The sequence below is a fragment of the Polaromonas glacialis genome (assembly GCF_000709345.1).
Lineage (GTDB): Bacteria > Pseudomonadota > Gammaproteobacteria > Burkholderiales > Burkholderiaceae_C > Polaromonas > Polaromonas glacialis.
On the sequence record NZ_KL448323.1, the window covers coordinates 45,828 to 70,767 of the forward strand.

A 24,940-nucleotide genomic window follows, 5' to 3' on the forward strand; every position below is an offset into this window, starting at 1 on the left:
GCGGCCATGCGCCGAACCCGTCGCGGTAGCCACGTTTTCAACTCATGCCTGCGCAGCGTAGCGGGCTCCTGGGCAGGCCTCGAACCGGGCAGCCAAGACAATTTGGGCCTGGCCCGCTGGCTTGCGCGCAACAGCTTCCAGTATTGGCAATCGATACCGTTACCATGGGCGCTCCAGTTCCTTCAACCCTTTGTGCAAGCCTATGAAACTCTCAAAAATGGCCAAGTCTTCCCGTCTGGAAGACCGCTCCTTCCTGCTCCTGCTGGTCCTGGTTTCACTGGCTTTTTTCTGGGTGCTCTGGCCTTATTACGGCGCGGTCTTCTGGGGCTCGGTGCTGGCCATCCTGTTCAATGCGCTGTTCCTGCGCCTGCTCAGAAAAATGCCGCAAAAGCGAACGCTGGCCGCCTTGCTGACGCTTTCCATCATCCTGGTGCTGGTCATCTTGCCGGTCGGGCTGATCAGCGCCTTGCTGACGCAGGAAGCGGCCAGCGTGTACCAGCGCGTGCAGTCCGGCGAACTGAGTTTTGGCCGCTATTTCCAGCAAATCTACAACGCCCTTCCGTCATGGGTGAACGGAATCCTTGGCCGTTCGGGCCTGGACAACCTGGGGCTGATCCAGGACCGCGTGACCAGCAGCCTGACGCAGGGCAGCCAGTTCATCGCCACGCAGGCACTCAACATCGGGCAGAACGCCTTCGATTTTTTCGTCAGCTTTTTCATCATGCTGTACCTGCTGTTTTTCTTTCTGCGCGACGGCGGCGCCCTGTCGCGGCGCATCAAGGAAGCGATTCCGCTCGAAGCCGAGATCAAGCGCAACATCTTCAGCAAGTTCACCACCGTCATTCGCGCCACCGTCAAGGGCAACATCGTCGTGGCCATGCTGCAGGGCGCCCTGGGCGGGCTCATCTTCTGGTTCCTCGGCATTCACGCGCCGGTGCTGTGGGGCACGCTGATGGCGTTTTTGTCGCTGCTGCCAGCCGTCGGCGCGGCCATCGTGTGGATTCCCGTCGCCATCTATTTTTTGGCCACCGGCGCGATCTGGCAGGGCGTGCTGCTGATTGCCTATGGCGTGCTGGTGATCGGCCTGGTCGACAACATCCTGCGCCCGGTGCTGGTCGGCAAGGACACCAAGATGCCCGACTATGTGGTGCTGGTTTCCACGATTGGCGGCATGTCGCTGTTCGGCCTGAACGGCTTTGTCATCGGCCCGGTGATCGCGGCCATGTTCATGGCGGCGTGGGACATTTTCATGAAGGCCCGGGAGGATGAACTGGCCGAACCGCCATTGCCCTGAACCACCGGGTTTTATCGATAAAAAAGGCTGTTTGCGCAGTAGCTGCGGGCGCGGGCAGCTATTGATTAAATAGCAGGCTGGACCGGGGTCGGCTGCTGGCCGATGGGCAGTGTGGCCATGTCCACCACGAAGCGGTACTTCACATCGCTCTTGAGCATGCGCTCGTAGGCCGTCTCGATCTCGTCCATGCGGATCGCCTCGATGTCCGACACCAGCCCGTGCTGCGCGCAGAAATCCAGCATTTCCTGGGTTTCCCGGATGCCGCCGATCAGCGAGCCGGCCAGGCGGCGGCGCTTCATGATCAGGTTGAACACGCCAGGCGACGGGTGCGGGGTGGCGGGCGCGCCGACCAGCGTCATGGTGCCGTCGAGCTTGAGCAGCACCAAAAAAGCGTCCAGGTCATGCGGCGCGGCCACCGTGTTCAGGATGAAATCGAAACTGCCGGCATGCGCGGCCATTTCGTCGGCATTTTTGGACACCACGACTTCCTTGGCGCCCAGGCGCAGCGCGTCCTCGCGCTTGTTCGCCGAGGTGGTGAACAGCACCACATGCGCGCCCATAGCGGCGGCAATCTTCACGCCCATGTGCCCCAGCCCGCCCAGCCCGACAATGCCGACCTTGTGGCCCGGGCCGACCTTCCACTGGCGCAGCGGCGAATAGGTGGTGATGCCCGCGCACAGCAGCGGCGCGACAGCGGCCAGGTCGGCCTCGGGATGCGAAATGCGCAGCACGAACGATTCGCGCACCACGATGTGGCTGGAATAGCCGCCGTAGGTGTTGGCGCCGGTGCCCTGCTCGGGGCCGTTGTAGGTGCCGGTAAAACCGTTGTCGCAGTATTGCTCCAGGCCGCCTTCGCAGGGCGCGCAATGCTGGCAGCTGTCCACCATGCAGCCCACGCCGACGATGTCGCCGACCTTGAACTTGCTCACCAGCTCGCCAACCGCCGTGACGCGCCCGACGATTTCGTGGCCCGGCACCGATGGATACACGGTGTTTTGCCATTCATTGCGCGCCGTGTGCAGGTCGGAGTGGCAGACGCCGCAATACAGGATGTCGAGCGCCACATCAAGCTGGCCGGGTGAACGGCGTTCGAAGGTGAAGGGCGCGAGCGGGGTGGTGGCGGAGGTGGCGGCGTAGCCGAGTGCTTGGGTCATGACGAAATCCAGGAGTTGTGAGTTGGCAAGCGACTCATGCTAGCCCTTTAGCGAGTCTGCCGCATGACCCGACTGCCCAAACCCGCGTAGGACCCGGCTTCATTGTCCAATCGTCCATTTCATGCATGGTTTGCATGCTTTGCGCATATCAGGTAAGCATAGGCAGCTATATATTTTGTAGCAGGCAGTAAACGGGGGTTTAAAACGCGGGCTGAATTTGCCGCCGCGCCTGCCTGCAAACCCCCCTTGTTTGGGGGATAGCCATCATCAAGCGCTTTGGTCACGATGGCTTGACGGTGCGCGCAAGCACCGTTGGACAAAAAGTAACAAGGGGGATGAAGATGCTTATTTTCAGCAGCCGTGAATCGGAAGGCCGCGCTGCCACGTCAGCCGTCGAGCAACAATTTACAGCCGGTGCGGACCCGCTGGCGCGGGCCACCCGCCAGCATGCGCCGCAGACACAGGAAGAAGACTGGAAAGTGGTGCAAATCGACTGCGACGTGGACGATGCCGAATCCATGAATGAATTGTTACAGTTGTTTCAGGAAGCGCGACCGCTGCTGCTTTACCTGCATGGCTACAACAGCACGCCGGCCGCCTGTTTTGAACGTTGCGACCGTCTGGAATCGCTCTACGGCCTGGAAATGGTCAGATTTTCATGGTCAGCCAAAAAACACCTGCTCGCCGATGGCATGCGCCCCGGTTTCGAGGCAGGGACAGACCCTGGCCTGCGGCGGGAACTGGCTCGCCTGTTTGGTTCGCAGAAAGGTTCGCCGTCCAGAAAATACCCCGCGCCGCTTGATCCGGTGGCCTGCGATCTGGAAAACGTGACCTGCGCATGGTGGCTGCTGATGGCCCTGCCAGGCGCCCGCCATTGATCCGGCGCTGGCTTGGTTCAGATCAGCCGCGTCTCGCCCATCATCAGGTCCACGCCGGCGCCGGCAAAGTTGGCCAGGTCGGCGGCGGCGGCCTGGCCTTGCGGCGACGCCATGGCCGCTTCAATAGCCGCCATCGAATCGAATTCCAGGATGGCGACCCGGTACACGCCGTGCTTGCCGGTCGCGCCCATCACGTCACCCTGCGTGACTTCATAGCCGCGCAGGCCCGGCAGCGTCTTGGCCAGCGGCGCATGCTTGCTGAAGTAGTAGTCATCGAATGCAGCGGTGTCGGCGGGCTGCTGGTAAACCGCGAAAAGCTTGGCCATGGTTTGTCTCCGGTTTGAGTGATCTGGCCCGCAACGCGCGGGCAGGGATGCAATTTAGCAGTTGATCGGGGGCCATGCCGTAATGCACGACAGCCTTAACATCGGCACTTCGACGTACACGAAAAGCAATCGAATGAACCCTGGTGACAAAGTTTGACCCGCCGAGCCTGAAGCCGTCGCGCCCGGGCCTCTGCTGGGCCGCTTGCGCGAACTGATCGTGCAGGTGCGCACGCAGGCGCTGCGTGCGGTCGATGCAATCCAGGTCCAGACCTGCTGGGAAATTGGCCGCCATATCGTGGAGTTCGAGCAGCAGGGCCAGGCGCGCGCAACGTATGGCGCGCGCCTGGCCGAACGCTTGACGCAAGAGTTTGGCCGGGGTTTTGACGCCAGCAATTTGCGCAATATGCGGATGTTTTTTCAAACGTTTCCAATTCGTGACGCACTGCGTCACGAATTGAGCTGGACGCATTACCGGCGCCTATTACGGGTCGAAAGCGAAGCTGCCCGCCAGTGGTATGTGAGCGAAGCGGTCCGCCAGAACTGGAGTTCCCGCGCGCTGGAGCGGCAGATCAGCACGCTGTATTACGAGCGCCTGCTGGCCAGCCAGGACAAGGCCGCCGTGGCGTCGGAAGCCGACGCCTTGCTGGCGCCCTTGCGCCAGACGCCGCGCGAATTTGTCCGCGACCCGGTGCTGCTGGAGTTTTTGGGCCTGCCGGGCACCGGGCGCTTGCTCGACTCCGACCTGGAGCAGGGATTGATGGACAAGCTGCAGGCGTTTTTGCTGGAACTGGACAAGGGCTTTGCCTTCGTGGCGCGGCAGCAGAGTATCAGCACCGGGAACAAGGACTTCTATATCGACCTGGTTTTTTACAACTACTCAATACCTCGTGCTGTTTAAGTGATTTTTGGTTAACGAAATTAACCAGTTAATCAAAGTTGACGAATCAATCGAAGTTAACTAGAATTTAGCCAGCATGTTGATCGCCCCGCGTCGGTGCGGTTCATGCGACCTGGAGGCTTAAATGCTTACTTGGGACGAAATTGACATCGCAGATACACAGCCACTGGCTCACTACCAAATCATTCGTCGCAATGGCTCAGTGGTGGCGTTCGAGCCTAGCAAGATTGAGATAGCCATGAGGAAGGCTTATTTGGCGGTTCATGGAAAGAACGATGGTCATAGTGGCAACGTTGAGCATTGCCTTTGCGTGTATGAAATGCATCAAGCAGGAAGTCGGATGGTGGCCTTCATGAGCTTGCATATACATCGCTTGCTGGTGCGACCTTTGCTGCGCTCTAGAGCCGACAGCGTGGCTTGTCCTCGGTTGATCTGTTTTTTCTGGTCCGGAAAAGTCAACCTGCGTAACGCGCCCTAAAGCGCATTTTTTCAGAGTCAACGCATGAACACCCTAACCATCCACTCACCGTTTTCCACCAAAACCGCTCAGCCACGCCAAGAAGCGAATGACAGTCCATATGCCCCCGCCACGCAGACAGCGGCCTTGTTGCGCTCGGGCGTGCAGTACCGACGCGACCGCATGGAGGCTACCGACATGATCACCACCGAGGAAGCCGCCGAACTGGCGGGCACCAGCCGTGTGACGATCAATGCCTGGATTAAAAGCGGGCGCTGCATCGGCGTGTCTAACTTGCGCCGGGGCTTCAAACTGCCGCGCTGGCAGTTCGAGCCTGCCATCTGGCCCGCATTGCAGCCCATCGCGAAGAGCCTGGGCACCAGCGATGGCTGGCAACTGCTTGGGTTTCTGGAGTCGCCGGCCGCTGCGCTTGACGGCCAGACACCGCGCGCCGCACTGGAGCAAGGCGCCCCGCTGGAGCGAATCCTGACACTGGCAACGGCTGAGGCACATTGACCTCATCCATGAACTTCAAAGAACTGAACCCACCCATCACTGAACTTCCTACCCGCCAAATTTGGCACCGCGTGCAGCGCAAAACGGCACGCATCGACAGTGTGCGAGTCAATGGTTTCTTGCTAGCGCCACTGGGTGGCTTGACCGGCCGCTTTGACCTTGCGGACGAACCCATTGCCTACCTGGGTGACAGCCCGGAAACGGCGTTGTATGAATCACTGTTCCGAAGAGAAGTGCGCAGCTGCCACTGGGACAGGTTGCAGCAGCGCGTACTGGCCCGCTTTGAAACGCTGCATCGACTGCGCCTGGTTGATTTGCGTGGGCTGGAAGAGCTCTACCCCGTGTTGCAGTCGCTCCGCTATGAATCCACGCAAAGCTTTGCGCTGGACTGCCGACGGCAAGACCTGGACGGCATTTTCTATGCCTCGGCCCAACATCCGCACCATGGCTGTGTCTGTCTTTTTAAATCTGGCATTGACAAGACAAAACGAACATCCTCAACACCGCTTGTCAAACCAGGCACTGAGCAATTGCACACTGCGGTGGTGGCAGCCGCTTGGGGCTCTCAAGTGCCAATTGTTCGAGAGTAGGTAGCGACGTACTTTAGCTTTTCTTTCAAGGCTTCGGATGTTGTGGCGCTAATTTCTGCTCAGGTTTGCACGGCATGACGATCTTTTTTGATGCTGGAGGCGTATTGAATTCAAGCAAGCCCATACGCCACCCGGCGTATTCCCCAATCCCCAGCTTCTCCCTAAAGTTCACCCATCGCGACGAAAAAGGCCCGGTTCCCCAGGCCCCACCCAGCGAAACGGAAACTTGTCAACCCACCGGAGAAGCACTCATGCAACGTCGATTCACCCTCAAGGCGCTCACCGCCGCCGTCGCCCTGACCACCCTGTCCGCGCTGCCCGCTTATGCGGCGGAAGACACCATCAAGGTCGGCATCCTGCACAGCCTGTCGGGCACCATGGCGATTTCCGAGACCGTGCTGAAAGACACCGTCCTGATGGCAATTGACGAGATCAATGCCAAGGGCGGCGTGCTCGGCAAGAAGCTCGAACCCGTGGTCGTTGACCCGGCTTCCAACTGGCCGCTGTTCGCCGAAAAAACCAAGCAGCTGCTCGGCCAGGACAAGGTTTCCGTCATCTTCGGCTGCTGGACCTCGGTGTCGCGCAAGTCGGTGCTGCCGGTGGTCGAGGAAATGAACGGCCTGCTGTTCTACCCCGTCCAGTACGAAGGCGAGGAACTGAGCAAGAACGTGTTCTACACGGGTGCAGCGCCAAACCAGCAGGCCATTCCTGCCGTCGATTACCTGATGAGCAAGGCCGGCGGCGGCGCCAAGCGCTGGGTGCTGCTGGGCACCGACTATGTGTACCCGCGCACCACCAACAAGATCCTGCGCGCCTACCTGAAATCCAAGGGCGTGGCCGACAAGGACATCGACGAGAAATACACCCCGTTCGGCCATTCGGACTACCAGACCATCGTCGCTGACGTGAAGAAGTTCAGTCAAGGCGGCAAGACGGCGGTGGTTTCGACCATCAACGGCGACTCCAACGTGCCTTTCTACAAGGAACTGGGCAACGCCGGCCTCAAAGCCAAGGACGTGCCGGTCGTGGCGTTCAGCGTGGGTGAAGAAGAGCTGCGCGGCGTGGACACCAAGCCGCTGGTCGGCCACCTGGCGGCCTGGAACTACTTCATGTCGATCAAGAACCCGACCAACACCGAGTTCATCAAGAAGTGGAGCGACTATGCCAAGGCCAAGAACATTGCCGGCCACAAGGACAAGCCTTTGACCAACGACCCGATGGAAGCGACCTACATCGGCATCAACATGTGGAAGCAGGCAGTTGAAAAAGCCAAGTCCACCGACACCGACAAGGTGATTGCCGCCATGGCCGGCCAGACCTTCAAGGCGCCGTCGGGCATCCTGAGCAAGATGGACGAGAAGAACCACCACCTGCACAAGTCGGTGTTCATCGGCGAGATCAAGGCCGATGGCCAGTTCAACGTGGTCTGGAAAACGCCCGGCCCGGTGAAAGCCAAGCCATGGAGCCCGTACATCGAAGGCAACGACAAGAAGCCTGACGAGCCGGTCAAGGGCATGACCGTCGTCAAGAAGTAAATCCGGATTTCGGGTGCGGCCCCACCCCGACCCTCCCCCAGCGGGGGAGGGAGGAAGGGACGCAGAAGTTTCCGATGTACCCCATGTCATGCCGGTCTGAGCCTGCCCCGGACCTGATCCGGGGACCCGGCATCCATGAATTCGGGGCCATGGATTGCGGGTCAAGCCCGCAATGACAGCCATTTGAAATCGGCGTAACCGCTTTTCAAGGAAATTGCAGTCTGGGCGTACCGCCACAGGGCGTGCCCGCCCAACCTACAGGTTCTTTTATGCTATTTCGACATCTACTCCTGCTTGCTACGCTATTCATAGCTGGTCACGCTCATGCCTTAAGCGCAGACGAGGTAAAAGGCATTATTTTTGGCGAAACCGAAGCGCGCGTCGAGGCGCTGGCCAAGGCGGCCGTCACCGCCGATGAAAAAACCGCCGCCTTCATCCAGGCGCTGGCCGACGATGCCGTCAAGACCAGCGGCGAGAAGGTGTTCGTGGTCAAGGATGAAAAAGCCTTTGACCCGATCACCGGCGCCGAGCAGCCGCTGCCGCCTGATGCCGAAGACGTGATCAATCCCAACCTGATGCGCAGCGAACTGGACAACGCCCTGGCGGCAATCAAGCTGCTGTCCAAAGACGAAAAGCTCCGCAGCGAAGCCATCAGGACGCTGGCCGGCGAAAGCGACGAGGCGCGCCTGCCGCTGATCGAGAAAGCCTGGGCGGCTGAAACGGTACCTGCGCTCAAGAGCCAGCTCGAAGTCATGCGCGCCGCCATCCTGCTCGGCAGCAGCGACAAGGCCAAACGCCTGGATGCGGCCGCGCTGCTGTCGGCCAGCAACAACCCGGCCACCAAGACCGTATTGATCGAGCGGCTGGGCACTGAAACCGATGCCGATGTGAAGGTCGCCTTGCAGTCCGCATTGACAAAAGTTCAGGCCTCGCTGGCCTGGGGCGACAAGCTGGGCGCGATTTTCAGCGGCATCAGCCTGGGCAGCATCCTGCTGCTGGTGGCGCTTGGCCTGGCGATCACCTACGGCCTGATGGGCGTCATCAACATGGCGCACGGCGAACTGATGATGATCGGCGCCTACGCCACCTACGTGGTGCAGGGCTTGTTCCAGAAATACCTGCCCGGCGCGTTCGACTGGTATTTGCTGGCGGCCGTGCCTGTCGCCTTCCTGGCCTCGGCGCTGATGGGCGCGGCGCTGGAACGCAGCGTGATCCGCTTCCTCTACGGCCGGCCGCTGGAGACGCTGCTGGCGACCTGGGGCATCAGCCTGATGCTGCAGCAGCTGGTGCGCTCGATTTTCGGCGCACAGAACGTCGGCGTCGAGAACCCGGTCTGGATGAGCGGCGGCGTGCAGGTGCTGGGCAATTTGTCGCTGCCCTACAACCGGCTGGTCATCATCGGCTTTGCGATTGCCGTGCTCCTTAGCATGGCTTGGCTGATCAGCAAGACGCGGCTGGGCCTGTTCGTTCGCGGCGTGACGCAAAACCGCCCGATTGCCTCCTGCATGGGCGTGAACACCGCGCGCATCGACACCTACGCCTTTGCGCTGGGTTCCGGGATTGCCGGACTCGCCGGCTGCGCATTGAGCCAGGTCGGCAACGTCGGGCCGGACCTGGGGCAGGGCTACATCGTCGATGCCTTCATGGTCGTGGTGCTGGGCGGCGTGGGCCAACTGGCCGGAACGGTGTACGCCGCCATGGGGCTGGGCATCCTGAACAAATTCCTCGAAGGCTGGACCGGCGCCGTGCTGGCCAAGATCGCCGTGCTCGTACTCATCATCGTCTTCATCCAGAAGCGGCCCCAGGGCATCTTCGCGATGAAGGGCCGTTCGGCAGAGGCATAAATCATGAGCACACCATTTCCCACCATCAACGAATCCTTGCTGGCCGAGCAGGGCACCGATATGACACCTAAAGTGCCAGTTCAGGCCCGCCCGCCAGCGCCATCCAGCCCGGCGCGCGCCCTGCTTCCCGGCAAAGGCCCGCTGCTGACCCGCAGCGGCTGGAGCGCCTTCGTCATCGCGCTGATCGTCATCTGCGCCTTGGCGCCGGTGCTCAACCTGTGGGTGCACGAAGGCCATGCGCTGCACCTGAGCACCTACGCGGTGGCGCTGCTCGGCAAGATCATGTGCTACGCCATTGCCGCGCTGGCGATGGACCTGATCTGGGGCTACACCGGCATTTTGTCGCTCGGCCACGGTGTGTTTTTTGCGCTCGGCGGCTACGTGATGGGCATGTATTTGATGCGCCAGATCGGCGCGGACGGCAACTATAAAAGCGACTTGCCCGACTTCATGGTGTTCCTCGACTGGAAAGAGCTGCCCTGGCACTGGACCTTCAGCGACAGCTTTGTCGGCACGCTGTTCCTGATCGTCGCGGTGCCGGGCATCGTGGCCTTTGTGTTCGGCTACTTTGCGTTTCGCTCGCGCATCAAGGGGGTCTATTTTTCGATCATCACGCAGGCCATGACCTTTGCCGCGATGCTGCTGTTCTTTCGCAACGAGACCGGCTTTGGCGGCAACAACGGCTTTACCGATTTCAAGCGCATCCTGGACATTTCGATTGCCACGCCGGCTATGCGCATGACGCTGTTCGTCATGACAGGCTTGACGCTGCTGGGTTTCTTCCTGTTCGCCAAATGGCTGGTCGGCAGCAAGTTCGGCCGCGTGCTGCAGGCGATCCGTGATGCCGAAACGCGCGTCATGTTCTCGGGCTACAGCCCGCTGGGCTACAAGCTGACGATCTGGGTGATCTCGGCCGTCATGTGCGCCGTAGCCGGTGCGCTGTACGTGCCGCAGGTCGGCATCATCAACCCGGGCGAGATGAGCCCGGCCAACTCGATTGAAATCGCCATCTGGGCGGCCGTAGGCGGGCGCGCCAGCCTGATCGGGCCGATTGTCGGCGCCTTCATCGTCAACGGAGCCAAGAGCTGGCTGACGGTGGCCTACCCCGAGTTCTGGCTTTATTTTCTGGGGGCGTTGTTCATTGGAGTGACCTTGTTTTTGCCCAACGGCGTCGTCGGGCTGGTGAAGAAACTCCGCAAGGGAGGTGAGCAATGACCCCCGACCTGCTGGAAGAGGGTGCGCGCCGGGTTGAACGCCATGGCGCGGCGCCGACGGGCCTCAACAACACCGAATCCGGCGGCCGTAACGCCAGCACCGGCCGTATCAGCACGCCGGGCGAAGTCGATGTGACCCATGGCCGCATCCTGTATCTGGAAAATGTCAGCGTCAGCTTCGACGGCTTCAAGGCCATCAACAAGCTTTCACTGGACATTGCGCCGGGCGAGCTGCGCTGCATCATCGGGCCCAACGGCGCTGGCAAGACGACGATGATGGACATCATCACCGGCAAGACCCGGCCCGATGAAGGCACGGTGTTTTTCGGCAGCACGATTGACCTGCTGCGCCACAAGGAGGCCGAGATTGCGCAGCTCGGCATTGGCCGCAAGTTCCAGAAACCGACGGTGTTCGAGCAGCTCACGGTGTTTGAAAACCTGGAACTGGCGCTGAAAACCAACAAGGGCGTGAAGGCGTCGATGTTTTTCCGGCTGGACTCGCTGCAAAGCGACCGGCTGGCCGAGATTTTGGTGACGATTCACTTGGCTGGCAGCGTGAACCGGCTGGCGGGCAACCTGAGCCACGGGCAAAAGCAGTGGCTGGAAATCGGCATGCTGTTGATGCAGGACCCGAAGCTGCTGCTGCTCGACGAGCCGGTTGCTGGCATGACCGATGAAGAGACTGCGCGAACGGCGGAGCTGTTTTTGACGCTCAAGGGCAAGCATTCGCTGATGGTGGTCGAGCACGACATGAGCTTTATCCGGACTATTTCCGAGATTGTTACGGTGCTGTGCGACGGGTCTGTTTTGGCGCAGGGGACGCTGGACCAGGTGCAGGCGGATGAACGGGTGATTGAGGTTTATCTTGGGCGCTGATATGGGCTTTGGCGGCTTTGGCGGCTTTGGTGTTTGCTCGTGGCTGGGTTACCGCTGCTTGCACTTGCTGGCCGGGGGTAGCCCGGCGGCTACTCACTTTCTTTTGCTTCGCCAAAAGAAAGTAAGCAAAGAAAAGGCGACCCGACTGTCCGGGTCCCTACGCTGCGCTACGGGCAACCTGCGCTGCCCCGGAAAAACGGGGGTCGGCGCAAACTCGCTTCACTGCGTTGCGCTCAAACAGCGCGCCGCCCTGATCCCGTTTTTCCGGGGCATCACAGGCCCGGACAGACGGGACAGGCGGGGAAAAAAACCAAACAGCCAACAGCCACCGCGCCCATGCCGAAATTATGAATGCTACTAATTCAATAGCTGCTTGCGCAGGCGTAGAAAGCGGAAACAGCACTTTTTACGCAAAAGTGAGCGCATATGACCCCGAATCCGAATCCGCTCCCGCTCCCGCTCCCGCAAGTCCCGTTCTGGCTGAGCCTGTGAGAGTCCATCAAAACGGGATCAGGGCCGCGCGCTGTTTGAGCCGCAGGCGAGTTTGCGCGGACCCCCGTTTTGATGGGCTCTCACAGGTTGCCCGAAGCGAAGCGAAGGGACTCAGACAGTCGGGTCGCCTTTCTTTTGCTTACTTTTCTTTGGCGAAGCAAAGAAAAGTGAGTTGCCGCCGGGCAACCCCCGGCCTCCCAACATTGCAAACCTCTGCTGCCATTCCGGGAACAAAGTCATGCTGACAGTCAAAAACATCAACCAATACTACGGCGGCGGCTCCCACATCCTGCGCGATGTGAGCCTGGAAGCGCATCTGGGGAAAGTCACCGTCCTGCTAGGCCGCAACGGCGTCGGCAAGACCACGCTGCTGAAATCCCTCATGGGCCTGGTGCCCATCAAGACCGGAACCATCGAATTCAACGGCAAGCCAATCCAGAACGCCACTCCTTACGAGCGAGCAAGGGCCGGCATCGGCTTCGTCCCCCAGGGCCGTGAAATCTTCGCCCGCCTGACGGTCGAGGAAAACCTGCGCATGGGCCTGGCCTACAAAAGCGCCAGCACGCCGATTCCCGCCGAACTGTTCGAACTGTTCCCGGTGCTCAGGCAGATGCTCAACCGCCGGGGCGGCGACCTGTCGGGCGGGCAGCAGCAGCAACTCGCCATTGCCCGGGCGCTGGCCGCCAAGCCCACGCTCCTGATCCTCGACGAGCCGACCGAAGGCATCCAACCCAGCATCATCAAGGACATCGGCCGGGTCATCCGCATGCTTGCCGACCGGGGCGACATGGCGATTTTGCTGGTCGAGCAGTACTATGACTTCGCCGAGGAACTGGCCGACGACTACCTGGTGATGGAGCGCGGCGAATTCATCGCGCGCGGGCAGGGCCGGGACATGCAGGCCAATGGCGTGCGCCAGCTGGTGGCGATTTGAACGCCGCCCCGGCGACAAGGCGGGTCAACGGTCCGGGCTGGCAAGCTGCTTGATCGCGTAGCGACTTCTGCGGCCCTGCCTGCCCGGCGCCAGGCCAAAGCGCCGGCATGCTGGGGGATACTACAGGGCTATCCCCACTGGGCGCTTGAACGACGCGTTCGACTCGATGAAAGCCCTTTTCCACTACCTGTCCGCTGGCCAAAGCAGTTCCGACGGCAATGTACGCACGATGCGGCTGGCCACGGCACTGGTGCTTGTCGCCGGGCTGGGCGCCACGGCGGCGGCCTTGCGCTGGCAGCAGCAAGACCTTCAGGCCCGGGCCAAAAACCGCTTCGACCAGCAGGTCGACCGCATCGAAGCCGATGTCAAGCACCACCTCAACCTGCCCTTCACCGGCCTGAAAGGGGCTGCGGGCGTCTATGCGGCCAGCCTCTCGGTGGAACGGGCCGAGTTCCGCGCCTTTGTCGAGTCGAGCAATGTCGGGCTCGAATACCCCGGAATCCGCGGCTTTGGTTTTGTCGAGCGGGTCAAAAGCGGCGCCGTGAAGGCTTTTGTTGCAGCGCAGCGGCGCGATGGCAGCCCCGGCTTCACGGTGAAAAACCGGGGCACGGCGCCAGACCTGTACATCATCAAGTTTTTGGAACCAGCCGCGCCCAACCAGGCCGCGCTGGGCCTTAATCTTGCCGAAGACCCGGTCCGGATGCAGGCGATCAAGCGCGCCATCACGACCGGCGAGGCCACGCTCAGCGGGCGTATCCAGCTGGTCCAGGATGATAGCCAGCGACCTGCGTTTGCCTTTTTCCTGCCGATCTACCGGCAAGGACTGCAGCCCGCCACGGTGCAGAAGCGGGAAGCCGAACTGCTGGGCATTTTGCTGGCGCCCGTGGTGGTGGAGGAAATCATGGCCCAGGTCGTCGCCGGAATGAGCGGCCAGACCCGCCTGGCCGTCCATGACAGCCTGGATGATTCGGGCGCGACGCCCGATAATTTGCTGTTTGAACTCGGAGGCCTTTCCCGTCTGGCCAGGGATGCCACGCCGATGTTCGAGACCGCGCGCGTCGTGCTCGTCGGCGGCCGGCCGCTGACGCTGCGCATGGGTACCACGGCAGCCTTTGAAGCGCAGCAGGGCAGTCTGGCGCCCTGGCTCATGGGCTTGTCGGGCAGCGTGCTGAGCGGCCTGCTGGCCTTGACCATCTGGCTGCTGGGCAGCGGCCGGGCGCGCGCCCTGGCGCTGGCGCGGCGGATGACGGCTGACCTGGCGCGCGAACGCCAGCGGCTGCACAACATCGTGGAAGGCACGCATGTGGGGACGTGGGAGTGGCATGTGCAGACCGGAGCGCTTCAGCTCGATGAGCGATGGGCGGCGATGATGGGTTATGACCTGGCGCGGCTGGGTCCCCAGCAGATCAGCGACTGGCGCGACCGCATCCATCCTGACGATGCGCCAGCGATGAACGCCGCGCTGAAACGGCATTTCCGGGGAAAAAGCCAGTATTTTGAATGCGAACACCGGATACGCCATCGCGACGGGCGCTGGGTCTGGGTGCTGGACCGGGGAAAGGTGTCGACCTGGACACTGGCGGGCAAGCCTGACCTGATGTCCGGAACGCACATGGATATTTCCGACCGGCAGGCCGCGCAGCTGGCGCTGCGCACCAGCGAGGAAAATTTTCGCCAGCTGTTTGAAAGCAGCCTCCACGGCATTTTGCAGGCCATGCCGAATGGCTCGATCCAGTACGCCAATCCGGCCGCCTGCCAGCTGTTCGGGCTGACGCAGGAAGAGATCCGGCAGCGCGGACGTGCCGGACTGGTGGACCCGCATGACTCGCGCCTGCATATCCTGGTCGCGCAGGCGATGCTGTCCGGCCATGCCAGGGGCGAGGTCACGATGCACCGGGGCAACGGCTCGCGGTTTGAATGCGAACTGTCGCTGACCAATTACCTGACGCCCGGCGGCGAGGCTTGCAACAACCTGTTTTTGCGCGACGTGACCAAGCGCAAGCGGGCTGAGGCCGAGATCAGTGCGCTGAACGCGCAACTTGAGGACAAGGTCAGGAAACGCACAGCCGAACTGGAGTCCGCCAACAAGGAGCTGGAGGCTTTTTCGTATTCCGTCGCGCATGATCTGCGGGCGCCCTTGCGCTCGATTGACGGCTTCAGCCATTTGCTGGAAAAAACCATTGCCATCGAGACGGCGGAACGATCGCGGCACTACATGAATCGCATCCGCGCAGGCGTCAGGCAGATGGGAGAACTGACCGATGGCCTGCTGTCGCTGGCCCACGTGTCGCGCACCAGCCTGAAGAACGAATCCATCGACCTTGGCGCGGTATCCCAAGATGCGCTGCAGGCCTGCCGCGAGCGGGAGGCGCGCCGGCTGGTGACGGTTCACGTGCAGGCCGGGCTGGTCGCGATGGGCGACCGCGCCTTGCTGCGCCAGGTGATGGAAAACCTGATCGGCAATGCCTGGAAGTTCACGGCCCATGCGGCCGATGCGCAAATCTGGATCGGTCAATTGGCGCAGGATGGCCCGGAAATAACGACGTTCTTTGTTCGCGACAATGGCGCGGGTTTTGACATGGCGTATGTCGAAAAGCTTTTTGGCACTTTCCAGCGCCTGCATTCGCCGGGAGAATTCTCGGGCACCGGCATAGGGTTGGCCACCACGCACCGGATCGTTGCCCGCCATGGCGGCCGCATCTGGGCGCAGGGCGCCGTGGGCGAAGGCGCGACGTTTTTCTTCACGCTTCCGGCAGCGCTGGCCGCAGATCCGGCGTAGCTTAGCGCGGCGCGGCAGGCACTGCGATTTCGCTCTGGCGCATCACACCGCCGCCGGCCACGCTGCCATCGAGCTGAGCTTGTGCCTCGATACGGGCGCGGCAGGCGGCCGCGTCTTCGCTGTCCTTGAAGACTTCGCAGCGCCGCATGGCGTTGGCGCTGTAGTCGCCGCCGTTGCGCAGCGTGCCGGCGCGTTTTTCCGCGTTCGCATTGCGCACTTCCGTGACGCAGGCGACCCGGTCCTGCTGGGTCTTGCCGCTGTTGCAGGCGGCCATTTCGCTCCGGGCATTGCCCGAGGCATCCAGGCCGGTGGCGTCCAGGGGGGCAACCTGGGCAGTCGCTGCGGTCATGGCGAGCAAGGCGGTGAGTCCGAAATAGCCGACACCCTTGCCCAGACGGTTGATCCGCGAAGGGGCCAGGAAACGGGACTTGAGGGATGTGAACATGATCGGGACTCCTGATAAATATTTATAAGAGGAGTGTGAAACCACAAGGCTGTGCAGCTTGAGAGGAAATGCGGCGGGCCGGGCGCGTGCAATACCGGATTCAGTTGTAGGACCTGTCTTTCAGCAGGACGCACTTGCGGCGACTTGAAGTTTTGGTCATGAAACGATTGGCTACATCGACCAGATGCGCGGCGTGGACGCCGGCTGCTGCCAGAAATGGCCGCGCCAGGCCTGCCAGACCTGCCTGAGCAAGGCCATCGCCGGCTCGACCAGCGGCGCCAGCACCCTGACGACGACCACCTGTGCATCGGGACTGGTGGCGCCTGCCGTGGCGCGCAGTTCATGCGCCTCGATGACTTCCCGCGCCACCTCCAGCGCGGCCTGACGGCGGTTTCGCTCCAGCTTGCTGCCGGACACGAAGAAGATCGACGCCATGCAGCGGTGGCCCGCCAGGCCCAGCGGGCTGTCCATCAGGAGCGTGTCGCTGGCTTTGAGGCGCGCGCGTTCCAGCCACACGCCGGGCACTTCGATGTGCTGGCAAAAGCTGCCTTGCGCATACGGCAGTCTGGCTGCGGGCAGGCCGAACGCCGTCACGTCCCAGCCGATCAGTTCGGCGCCGGGCGCGAGGTCCATCGTCAGGTGGTTTTCCGCCAGGCAGCCGCTGTAGCAGATCGCCTCTAACGGCAGCCATTCCATGCGCGCGCCTGCCTGCAGCGACAAGCTGGTGCGCTGCAGCGCGGTCTCGCCGGTGGAGCGGTAAAAGCGCGTGGCGCCGGGCGTGGTGACCAGGCCATGCGCGCCCGGGCCGGCGCTGAAGGCCAGGTCCAGCGTGTCGCCACCCACCAGCCCGCCGGGCGGATGGACGATGACGTTGTGGCAGATGCCTTCGCCCTCGGGGTACAGGCTTTGCAGGATGCGCAGCGGGCCGCTGTGGCGAAAATGGGCGACGGTCTTTTCAGCCTGTCGGGTGTAGTCGAGTGCCAGCGTTGCGTTCCATGTCATCGCTGCAGTTTAACGCGGCCGCCAACCGAAAAGCCTGCAAGGCGCTACTAAATTAATAGCTGTTAACACCCGTGTGATATGCGCAAAAGGCCTTTTCCATTAAAAATGTCGGCCGGCCGCCGCCTTGGCTTCAAGGAATCGCCATCAGCTTGTCCTTCGCCTCGCCGATGCGCAGCGCCAGGTGGTCCAGCGCTTCCTGCACCTGGTCGACCAGCACCAGGCACAGGTCGCCCGGCTGCAGGCGTGACAGCGCCTCGTCGATGGCGGCAAACTCGCCGCGCACCTCGTCGATACGCGCCGTGCGGCTGGCGCCCTGCAGGCCTTCGCGCAGCAGCGCCATCACCTCGCCGTCGGCGCGGCCGCGCTGGGCGGCGTCCTGGTACAGGATCACCTCGTCGAACGCCGCGCCCAGAATGACCGTCTGGTCGGAGATGTCGCTGTCGCGCCGGTCGCCCGCGCCGCTGATGACCACGCTGCGGCGCTCGGCCGGCATGGCGTTGACGGCCGCCACCAGCGCCTGCATGGCGTCGGGGTTGTGGCCGTAGTCGGCAATCACGGTGGCGCCGGCATAGTCCATCACGTTGAAGCGGCCGGGCGCATTGTGGGTGTCGGTCACGAAACTGGCCAGGCCGCTTTTGATCGTGTCCCAGCTCAGGTTGACGGCCCAGGCTGCCGCCACGGCCGCCATGGCGTTCTCGACCTGAAAGCCGATGCTGCCGCCGCGCGTCACCGGAATGCCTTGCAGCGGGATGCGCTCGACGCGCGAGCCTTCGGCGGCCACCAGCATGGCGCCATCGACAAACACCGTGCGCTTGCCCTGCGCCCGGTGCGTCGCCATCAGCGGGTGATGGCGGTCGGCGGCAAAAAATATCACCTTGCCGGGACAGGCAGGCGCCATCCGGGTGACCATGGCGTCGGCCGCGTTGAGCACCGCGTAGCCGGTGGGCGCGACGTTCTGCACGATCACGCGTTTCAACACGGCCAGGTCTTCCACCGTGGTGATGTAGTTCAGCCCGAGGTGGTCGCCGCTGCCGATGTTGGTGACTACGGCGACTTCGCAGCGGTCAAACCCCAGGCCTTCGCGCAGCACGCCGCCGCGCGCGACTTCGAACACGGCGGCATCCACGTCGGGGTGCATCAGCACGTTGCGCGCGCTTTTCGGGCCGCTGCAGTCGCCGCTGTCGGTCTGCCGCCCGTTGATGTACACGCCGTCGGTGTTCGTCATGCCGGTGCGCAGGCCGTGCGCGGCCAGCAGGTGGGCGATCAGGCGCGTGGTGGTGGTCTTGCCGTTGGTGCCGGTCACGGCAATCACCGGAATGCGGCCGTTGTCGCCGGCCGGGAACAGCTCGTCGACCATGGCGGCGCCGACGGCGCGGCCCTTGCCGTACGAGGGCGACAGGTGCATGCGCAGGCCGGGCGCGGCATTGACCTCGACCACGCCGCCGTTTTGCGCCTCCAGCGGCCGCAGCATGCTTTCGCACACCACATCGACGCCGCAGATGTCCAGGCCGATCATCTGCGCGGCGGCCGCGGCGCGGGCGGCAACCTCGGGATGCACCTCGTCGGTCACGTCGGTGGCGGTGCCGCCGGTGCTCAGGTTGGCGTTGTTGCGCAGGATGACGCGCCGCCCCTTGGCCGGAACCGATTCGGGCGTGAGTCCCTGGGTTTCCAGCCGGACGACGGCGATGTCGTCGAAGCGGATCTTGGTCAGCGAGGTGGCATGGCCTTCGCCGCGCCTAGGGTCCAGGTTGACGATGTCGACCAGCTCGCGCACGGTGTGCAGGCCGTCGCCCACCACCTGCGGCGGCTCGCGCCGGGCGGCGGCGACGAGCTTGTCGCCCACGACCAGCAGGCGAAAGTCGCAACCCGGCAAAAACCGCTCGACCATGACCTCGCCATGCTCGGCGGCGGCGCGCCAGGCGATGTCCAGGTGTTCGCGTGTCGTGATGTTGACCGTCACGCCCTTGCCCTGGTTGCCGTCCTGCGGCTTGAGCACCACTGGCAGGCCGATTTCCTGGGCCGCCGCCCACGCGTCGTCGGCGTTGGTTGCCGGCCGGCCCTGCGGCACCGGAACGCCGGCGGCGCGCAGCAGCTTCTTGGTCAGGTCCTTGTCCTGCGCAATCGATTCGGCTACCGCGCTGGTGGCATCGATCTCGGCGGCCTGGATGCGGCGCTGGCGCGAGCCCCAGCCAAACTGCACCATGCTGCCCTTGGTCAGGCGCCGGAAGGGAATGCCGCGCGCCAGGGCAGCCTCGACAATCGCGCCGGTGCTCGGACCCATGCGCTCGTCTTCATCGAGATCGCGCAGGCGGGCAATGGCGGCCTGCAGGTCAAAGGGCGCGTCCTGCAAGGCGGCATGCATCAGCGCCTGCGCCAGCTCAAACGCCAGGCGGCCCACCGCTTCCTCGCTGTACTCGACCACGACCTGGTAAGTTCCGTCCTCCAGCGTGGCCGAGGTGCGGCTGAAGGTGACCGGGCAGCCGGCGGCCGCCTGCAGTTCGAGCGCCGCCGCTTCGAGCACATGCGCCAGCGATACCGGGCCGGCGGGGCCGGTGTCGCGCAGCACGCCGATGTCCGGAAACAGCGCGCGCAGGCGCGGCTCGAAGCCTGGCAGGTGGTCGATGGAGCATTCGTCAGGCGTGCAGGCGACGATGGCTTCCAGGGCCGTGCGCCGGCTCCAGAGGTTGGGGCCGCGCAGGGCCCGGATGCGGGAAACTTCCATCAGGCTGCCCTCCCGGCAGGTAGTGGGTTGGATTCAAAAGCTTCGATGCCCGCGCCAATCAGGTTGAGCGGAATATCGAGCGCCCAGGCCGTGGCGACGGCGGCGAGCAGCGAAGGCTCGGCGATGGCGCTTTTTGCATGGCGCTTGCACCAGGCGGTCAGTTTGCCCAGGCCAGGCAGGAAGGACTCGGCCCCGCCGGTGGCCAGCACGACCTGGTTCTGCCGCACGAACACGGCGCGGCCGTTGCTGGCGCGGTGCGCGGCAATGGCTGGCGCGCCCGGGTCGCTGCTGTAGAAAATCACTTCGCCGTCGCACAGTTGCTGCATCTCCACCACGCCGGCATCGGCGGCATTGAGCACCGCCGCGCCGCCTGGCAGCACCACATCGACCTGCGAGCGAAGGACCTTGAACATCTGGCTGTCGTCAAGAATGTCGAATTCCGCCAGCCCGTCGGCGCCGCCCAGGTCGGTGACCACGCCGACCTGGCAGCGGTCGTAGGCCAGACCGGTGCGCAGGATCGTGTCGGCGCCGTTTTCAAACACGGCGGCCTGCACCGCCCGGTTGATCAGCAGGCGCTGGCCGGCTTCCCAGTTCGTGCTGTCGGCGCTTTCCACGCGGCGCTGGTCCAGGAACAGGCCATCGCGGCAGGCCAGGCCGGTGTAGCGGCCCGACAGGTGCAGCAGCCACGCCACCAGCCGCGCAATGTGCTGCGTGCCGTCCAGGCCGGCAATGCCGACGATGGGAATGCGGCCGTCACTGCCCTGGCTGCGGTGGTCTGGCGTTTCGGCGTTGCGCGCAAACAGGTGGTCGCAGATGGCGCGGCCCACCGGGCGCGGCGCGCCCTGCGCGGGCTTGAGGTGCATCAGGAGGCCGGGGCCGGCGTTGACCTCGACGATCGCGCCGCCCTGCGCATGCAGCGGGCGCGAGATGTCCTGCGCCACCACATCGATGCCGGCGATGTCCAGGCCGACCACGCGGGCGGCCAGCGAGACGATGTAATCGACCTCGGGGTGTACCTCGTCGGTGCAGTCGATGGACACGTTGCCGTTGCGCTGCACCAGCACCACCCGGCCGGCGGCGGGAATGGCGCCGGGGCTCAAGCCCTGGCGCTGCAGTTCAAGGACGATGGCGGCATCCACGGCCGTGTCGATCCGGCCAAGCGGAAAGTCTTCGCCCAGGCCGCGCCGGGGATCGGTGTTGAGTTGCGCATCGATCAGCTGGTTGACGCTCGATTGCCCGTCGCCGGTGACCTGGGCAATGTCGCCGCGCGCGGCGGCCACCACCCGCCCGCCGACGACCAGGAGCCGGTGTTCCTGGCCGCGCACATGGCGCTCTACCATCACCTCGCTGCCTTCGGGTTCGGCAATCGCGAAAGCCGCCTCGACTTCCTCGCGCGTGTTCAGGTCGAGCGACACGCCCCGGCCGTGGTTGGCATCCGACGGCTTGACGACCACCGGCAGGCCGATGTCCTGCGCCGCTTCCCAGGCGGCTTTTGCGCTGGCGACGATCTCGCCTTCGGGCACCGGCACGCCGCAGCTGGCCAGCAGGCTCTTGGTCAGGTCCTTGTCGTGGGCGATGCTTTCGCCAATCGCGCTGGTCAGGTCGGTCTCGGCCGTCCAGATGCGCCGCTGGCTGGCGCCGTAGCCGAGTTGCACCAGGTTGCCGTCGTTCAGGCGGATGTGCGGAATGCCCCGGTCGGTCGCGGCCGCCACGATGGCCGCCGTGCTGGGGCCGAGGTAGCAGTCGTCGATCTGGTCGCGGATGACCTGCACCGCCGCCTGCACCTCGGCTGCGCCATAGGCTTCGGCGTTGATAGCGGCCATCAGCAGCCGGTGGCCCTCGGCCAGTGCGGTGCGGGCCACCTGCTCGTCGCGCGCGCGAAACACCATGCGGTACACGCCGTGCGTCGAGGTGCTGCGCGTCTGGCCAAAGCCGGTCGGCATGTCGGCCAGGTTGAGCAGCTCGATCACCACGTGTTCGAGCACGTGGCCGGTCCAGGTGCCTTCGTTCAGGCGCTGAAGAAAACCGCCGCGCTCGCCGACGCCGCAATGGTGCTCCAGCAGCGCCGGCAGCAGGCCCAGCAGCCGGTCGTTGAAGCCGGGCAGCAGGTTGCTCGGAAAGTCTTCCAGCGCGCCCAGGTCGAGCCAGACTTCCAGCACCGACCGGTAGGTCCAGATGTTGGGTCCGCGCAGGTAACTGATGCGCAGCAGCTTGATATCGTCCAGTTTGCTCATGGTTGGCAAAAAATTTAAGGTCAACCGGCTGTGCCGGTGCAACGTTTTGGTTCCGGTCCGGCGACATGCCGGCCAGGGGTGCGGGTAAGAAGCGTGGGCAGCGGTGGGTGGGTCATCGTGGTCAATGGGGCTGGCCTCATTGTGCCGTTTTACGAATTCAGAATTTCACGGGCGGGGCCTGCCAGGGCTTCAAGGGGGTTAACCTCTCGGGCAGGCCGGCCGCTTGGGCGAAAATCGTTGTTTTGAATGCCTTTCGCCACTGTGTCCCTACCCTTGAGGGGTATCAAGGCCGCAACCGGCAACACGGTCATGACCGGAAAATGAATTCGAGACAACATGCAACATCAGCACCCCGTGGAAGATTCCAGTTCCGACGACCCGGCACTCGCAGGGCTTGCATCGCAACTGGCAACCCAAGAGAACGTTTTGTGTACCTTGCTGGTTGACCTGGACCAGGCGCTGCGTTTTTCGCCCGGCGCGCTGGTGCTGACGGACCGTCGCCTGCTGTCGCGCAACGCTGCCGGTAACTGGTCCAGCCTGTTCATGCAGAACCATGACGACGAGCCCATCCAGAAGCTCGATTTGCGCCATTTCGACCATGCCGGTGTCGGAACGCTGGAACTGCACGATGTCCAGGGCCAGCCTTCGCGGCGCCTGGCCCTGTGGCGCTTCACCCTGGGGGCCAATCCGCAGGCCTTGCGCATGGTGCGGCTGTTCGCGCAGCAGCAGGCCCAGCGCCAGGCCAGCGCGGCCCGGCTCCAGGCGATTGAACTGGACCGCACGGGCCACGAGCTTCCCCTGTGCCCCGAGTGCGATGCGCCGCTGCCGCCGGACAGCGACGAATGCCCGGCCTGCGCCCAGGGCAAGGTCCATACGCCGCCTTCGACCTGGGTGCTGCTGCGGCTGTGGCGCTTTGCCCGGCCTTACCGCTGGCAGTTGCTGTCCGGGTTTTTGCTGACGCTGGCCTCGACCGCCGCGACGCTGGTGCCGCCCTACCTGACGATTCCGCTGATGGACGACATCCTGATTCCGTTCCAGAACGGCCAGCAGATCGAGCCGGGCAAGGTCGGCCTGATTTTGGGGGCGCTGCTGGGCGCGGCGGTGCTGGGCTGGGCGCTGAACTGGGCGCGCACTTATCTGCTGGCGCTGGTGTCCGAGCGCATCGGCGCTGATTTGCGCACCGCGACCTTCGACCATTTGCTGGAGCTGTCGCTGGACTATTTCGGCGCCAAGCGCACCGGCGACCTGATGTCGCGCATCGGCTCGGAAACCGACCGCATCTGCGTGTTCCTGTCGCTGCATGCGCTGGACTTCGCCACCGACGTGCTGATGATCGGCATGACCGCCGCCATCCTGTTTTCCATCAATCCCTGGCTGGCGCTGGCGACCCTGGTGCCGCTGCCCTTCATCGGCTGGATGATCCACGTTGTGCGCGACAAGCTGCGCACCGGGTTCGAGAAGATCGACCGCGTCTGGTCGGACGTGACCAATGTGCTGGCCGACACCATTCCGGGCATCCGCGTGGTCAAGGCCTTTGCCCAGGAAAAGCGCGAGGCCGAGCGCTTTCGCGTGGTGAATCAGCACAACCTGGCGGTGAACGACAAGCTGAACAAGGTCTGGTCGCTGTTCACGCCGACGGTGTCGCTGCTGACCGAAATGGGCCTGCTGGTGGTCTGGGCCTTCGGCATCTGGCTGATGTCGCGGCAAGAGATCACGGTCGGCGTGCTGACCGCCTTCATTGCCTACATCGGCCGGTTTTACGGCCGGCTCGATTCAATGAGCCGGATTGTCTCGGTGACGCAAAAGGCGGCGGCCGGCGCCAAGCGCATCTTCGACATCCTCGACCATGTGTCCAACGTGCCCGAACCCGCGCAGCCGGTGAAGATCGACAAGTTGCAGGGCCGCATCGAGATGAAGGGCCTGGGCTTTCGCTACGGCAACCGCTCGGTGATTCGCGGGCTCGACCTGGAAATAAAGCCCGGCGAGATGATCGGACTGGTCGGCCACAGCGGCTCGGGCAAGAGCACGCTGGTCAACCTGCTGTGCCGGTTTTACGACGTGACAGATGGCTCGATCCAGATTGATGGCACCGACATCCGGCGCTTTGCCGTGGCCGACTACCGGCGCCACATCGGGCTGGTGCTGCAGGAGCCTTTCCTGTTCTTCGGCACCATTGCCGAGAACATCGCCTACGGCAAGCCCGGCGCGACGCGCGCCGAGATCGTCGCCGCTGCGCGCGCGGCGCATGCGCATGAATTCATCCTGCGGCTGCCGCAGGCCTACGACTCGCTGGTCGGCGAGCGCGGCCAGGGCCTGTCGGGCGGCGAGCGCCAGCGCATCTCGATTGCGCGCGCCTTGCTGATCGACCCGCGCATCCTGATCCTCGACGAGGCCACGTCGTCGGTCGATACCGAGACCGAAAAGGAAATCCAGAAGGCGCTCGACAACCTGGTGCAGGGCCGCACGACGATTGCGATTGCGCACCGCCTGTCCACCCTGCGCAAGGCCGACCGGCTGGTGGTGATGGACCGGGGGCAGGTGGTCGAAGTCGGCCCGCACGAGGAGCTGATGGCCAAGCAGGGCCATTACTGGCGGCTTTACGAAGCGCAGTTGCGCCAGGTCGATACCGAAGAGACGGAAACCGATGCGCAGGACAGCCTGATCGCCGTGGCCACCGCGCACGTCGAGCACACCGCCCAGCATGCGCTGCAGCAGGCCGGCACCCCGTGACAGCGCGGTAAAAGGACATA

General features: G+C 63.5%; 19 protein-coding genes. 13 read left to right on the forward strand and 6 right to left on the reverse strand.

Annotated elements, in window-relative coordinates:
• Window positions 1-217 precede the first annotated feature (217 nt).
• Window positions 218-1,294, forward strand: a complete 1,077-nt coding sequence (locus tag EC86_RS0100575) for an AI-2E family transporter (protein ID WP_036771668.1) — start codon at window positions 218-220, stop codon at window positions 1,292-1,294.
• A gap of 65 nt (window positions 1,295-1,359) precedes the next feature.
• Here the strand turns inward: EC86_RS0100575 and EC86_RS0100580 are convergent, their stop codons facing one another.
• Window positions 1,360-2,448 (reverse strand): NAD(P)-dependent alcohol dehydrogenase, encoded by a 1,089-nt coding sequence (locus tag EC86_RS0100580; RefSeq protein WP_029523780.1) that lies wholly within the window; start codon window positions 2,446-2,448, stop codon window positions 1,360-1,362.
• 290 nt (window positions 2,449-2,738) lie between these two features.
• On the opposite strand from EC86_RS0100580, the gene EC86_RS0100585 reads away from it, so the two are divergent.
• Entirely contained in the window at window positions 2,739-3,326 is a 588-nt protein-coding gene (locus tag EC86_RS0100585; RefSeq protein WP_156955151.1) for a hypothetical protein, read from the forward strand.
• Window positions 3,327-3,343: 17 nt separating this feature from the next.
• Here EC86_RS0100585 and EC86_RS0100590 read toward each other — a convergent pair whose 3' ends face one another.
• On the reverse strand, window positions 3,344-3,652 hold the full coding sequence (locus tag EC86_RS0100590) for an EthD family reductase (RefSeq protein WP_029523782.1): 309 nt from the start codon (window positions 3,650-3,652) through the stop codon (window positions 3,344-3,346).
• Between the two features lie 202 nt (window positions 3,653-3,854).
• Between EC86_RS0100590 and EC86_RS0100595 the strand changes: the two genes are divergently transcribed.
• The 10 genes from EC86_RS0100595 (at window position 3,855) to EC86_RS26830 (ending at window position 15,787) form a co-directional block, all read left to right on the forward strand.
• A complete protein-coding gene (locus EC86_RS0100595) occupies window positions 3,855-4,550 on the forward strand; it encodes a PDDEXK nuclease domain-containing protein (RefSeq protein ID WP_232229742.1) in 696 nt (231 codons plus the stop codon).
• Between the two features lie 124 nt (window positions 4,551-4,674).
• A complete protein-coding gene (locus EC86_RS27410; protein ID WP_084181073.1) occupies window positions 4,675-5,028 on the forward strand; it encodes a hypothetical protein in 354 nt (117 codons plus the stop codon).
• A 24-nt stretch (window positions 5,029-5,052) separates the two neighbouring features.
• Window positions 5,053-5,523: a MerR family transcriptional regulator gene (locus tag EC86_RS0100600; RefSeq protein ID WP_029523784.1), complete on the forward strand. Its 471-nt coding sequence runs from the start codon at window positions 5,053-5,055 to the stop codon at window positions 5,521-5,523.
• Between the two features lie 8 nt (window positions 5,524-5,531).
• On the forward strand, window positions 5,532-6,113 hold the full coding sequence (locus tag EC86_RS27415) for an RES family NAD+ phosphorylase (RefSeq protein WP_084181075.1): 582 nt from the start codon (window positions 5,532-5,534) through the stop codon (window positions 6,111-6,113).
• 251 nt (window positions 6,114-6,364) lie between these two features.
• Window positions 6,365-7,648 carry an urea ABC transporter substrate-binding protein gene (urtA, locus tag EC86_RS0100610; RefSeq protein WP_029523786.1) on the forward strand — a complete coding sequence of 428 codons (1,284 nt, stop codon included), beginning with the start codon at window positions 6,365-6,367 and terminating at the stop codon, window positions 7,646-7,648.
• Window positions 7,649-7,917: 269 nt separating this feature from the next.
• On the forward strand, window positions 7,918-9,492 hold the full coding sequence (urtB, locus tag EC86_RS0100615; protein ID WP_029523787.1) for an urea ABC transporter permease subunit UrtB: 1,575 nt from the start codon (window positions 7,918-7,920) through the stop codon (window positions 9,490-9,492).
• Window positions 9,493-9,495: 3 nt separating this feature from the next.
• Window positions 9,496-10,707, forward strand: coding sequence for an urea ABC transporter permease subunit UrtC (gene urtC, locus EC86_RS0100620; RefSeq protein ID WP_029523788.1), 1,212 nt, complete (start codon window positions 9,496-9,498; stop codon window positions 10,705-10,707).
• Window positions 10,704-11,582 (forward strand): urea ABC transporter ATP-binding protein UrtD, encoded by an 879-nt coding sequence (gene urtD / locus EC86_RS0100625; RefSeq protein WP_029523789.1) that lies wholly within the window; start codon window positions 10,704-10,706, stop codon window positions 11,580-11,582. Before urtC ends, urtD begins: the two co-directional genes overlap by 4 nt.
• A 730-nt stretch (window positions 11,583-12,312) precedes the next feature.
• Window positions 12,313-13,008 carry an urea ABC transporter ATP-binding subunit UrtE gene (gene urtE / locus EC86_RS0100630; protein ID WP_029523790.1) on the forward strand — a complete coding sequence of 232 codons (696 nt, stop codon included), beginning with the start codon at window positions 12,313-12,315 and terminating at the stop codon, window positions 13,006-13,008.
• 166 nt (window positions 13,009-13,174) lie between these two features.
• Window positions 13,175-15,787, forward strand: a complete 2,613-nt coding sequence (locus EC86_RS26830) for a CHASE domain-containing protein (RefSeq protein ID WP_051675653.1) — start codon at window positions 13,175-13,177, stop codon at window positions 15,785-15,787.
• Between the two features lies 1 nt (window position 15,788).
• Here EC86_RS26830 and EC86_RS0100640 read toward each other — a convergent pair whose 3' ends face one another.
• The 4 genes from EC86_RS0100640 to EC86_RS0100655 form a co-directional block, all read right to left on the reverse strand.
• On the reverse strand, window positions 15,789-16,232 hold the full coding sequence (locus EC86_RS0100640) for a hypothetical protein (protein WP_029523792.1): 444 nt from the start codon (window positions 16,230-16,232) through the stop codon (window positions 15,789-15,791).
• Window positions 16,233-16,403: 171 nt separating this feature from the next.
• Window positions 16,404-17,234 (reverse strand): urease accessory protein UreD, encoded by an 831-nt coding sequence (locus EC86_RS0100645; RefSeq protein ID WP_029523793.1) that lies wholly within the window; start codon window positions 17,232-17,234, stop codon window positions 16,404-16,406.
• 130 nt (window positions 17,235-17,364) lie between these two features.
• Window positions 17,365-19,956: a cyanophycin synthetase gene (gene cphA, locus EC86_RS0100650; protein ID WP_029523794.1), complete on the reverse strand. Its 2,592-nt coding sequence runs from the start codon at window positions 19,954-19,956 to the stop codon at window positions 17,365-17,367.
• Window positions 19,956-22,190 (reverse strand): cyanophycin synthetase, encoded by a 2,235-nt coding sequence (locus tag EC86_RS0100655; RefSeq protein ID WP_029523795.1) that lies wholly within the window; start codon window positions 22,188-22,190, stop codon window positions 19,956-19,958. The genes cphA and EC86_RS0100655 overlap by 1 nt, the downstream gene beginning before the upstream one ends.
• Before the next feature lie 336 nt (window positions 22,191-22,526).
• On the opposite strand from EC86_RS0100655, the gene EC86_RS0100660 reads away from it, so the two are divergent.
• Entirely contained in the window at window positions 22,527-24,920 is a 2,394-nt protein-coding gene (locus tag EC86_RS0100660; RefSeq protein ID WP_029523796.1) for a cyanophycin metabolism-associated ABC transporter, read from the forward strand.
• Window positions 24,921-24,940 lie beyond the last annotated feature (20 nt).

What these genes read in the sequence shown, in the direction of transcription:
- EC86_RS0100575 (WP_036771668.1), top strand. Translation starts at nt 218, where the DNA reads ATGGCCAAGTCTTCCCGTCTGGAAGACCGCTCCTTCCTGCTCCTGCTG.
- EC86_RS0100580 (WP_029523780.1), bottom strand. Translation starts at nt 2,448, where the DNA reads ATGACCCAAGCACTCGGCTACGCCGCCACCTCCGCCACCACCCCGCTC.
- EC86_RS0100590 (WP_029523782.1), bottom strand. Translation starts at nt 3,652, where the DNA reads ATGGCCAAGCTTTTCGCGGTTTACCAGCAGCCCGCCGACACCGCTGCA.
- EC86_RS27410 (WP_084181073.1), top strand. Translation starts at nt 4,675, where the DNA reads ATGCTTACTTGGGACGAAATTGACATCGCAGATACACAGCCACTGGCT.
- EC86_RS0100600 (WP_029523784.1), top strand. Translation starts at nt 5,053, where the DNA reads ATGAACACCCTAACCATCCACTCACCGTTTTCCACCAAAACCGCTCAG.
- EC86_RS27415 (WP_084181075.1), top strand. Translation starts at nt 5,532, where the DNA reads ATGAACTTCAAAGAACTGAACCCACCCATCACTGAACTTCCTACCCGC.
- urtA (WP_029523786.1), top strand. Translation starts at nt 6,365, where the DNA reads ATGCAACGTCGATTCACCCTCAAGGCGCTCACCGCCGCCGTCGCCCTG.
- urtB (WP_029523787.1), top strand. Translation starts at nt 7,918, where the DNA reads ATGCTATTTCGACATCTACTCCTGCTTGCTACGCTATTCATAGCTGGT.
- urtC (WP_029523788.1), top strand. Translation starts at nt 9,496, where the DNA reads ATGAGCACACCATTTCCCACCATCAACGAATCCTTGCTGGCCGAGCAG.
- urtD (WP_029523789.1), top strand. Translation starts at nt 10,704, where the DNA reads ATGACCCCCGACCTGCTGGAAGAGGGTGCGCGCCGGGTTGAACGCCAT.
- urtE (WP_029523790.1), top strand. Translation starts at nt 12,313, where the DNA reads ATGCTGACAGTCAAAAACATCAACCAATACTACGGCGGCGGCTCCCAC.
- EC86_RS26830 (WP_051675653.1), top strand. Translation starts at nt 13,175, where the DNA reads ATGAAAGCCCTTTTCCACTACCTGTCCGCTGGCCAAAGCAGTTCCGAC.
- EC86_RS0100640 (WP_029523792.1), bottom strand. Translation starts at nt 16,232, where the DNA reads ATGTTCACATCCCTCAAGTCCCGTTTCCTGGCCCCTTCGCGGATCAAC.
- EC86_RS0100645 (WP_029523793.1), bottom strand. Translation starts at nt 17,234, where the DNA reads ATGACATGGAACGCAACGCTGGCACTCGACTACACCCGACAGGCTGAA.
- cphA (WP_029523794.1), bottom strand. Translation starts at nt 19,956, where the DNA reads ATGGAAGTTTCCCGCATCCGGGCCCTGCGCGGCCCCAACCTCTGGAGC.
- EC86_RS0100655 (WP_029523795.1), bottom strand. Translation starts at nt 22,190, where the DNA reads ATGAGCAAACTGGACGATATCAAGCTGCTGCGCATCAGTTACCTGCGC.
- EC86_RS0100660 (WP_029523796.1), top strand. Translation starts at nt 22,527, where the DNA reads ATGCAACATCAGCACCCCGTGGAAGATTCCAGTTCCGACGACCCGGCA.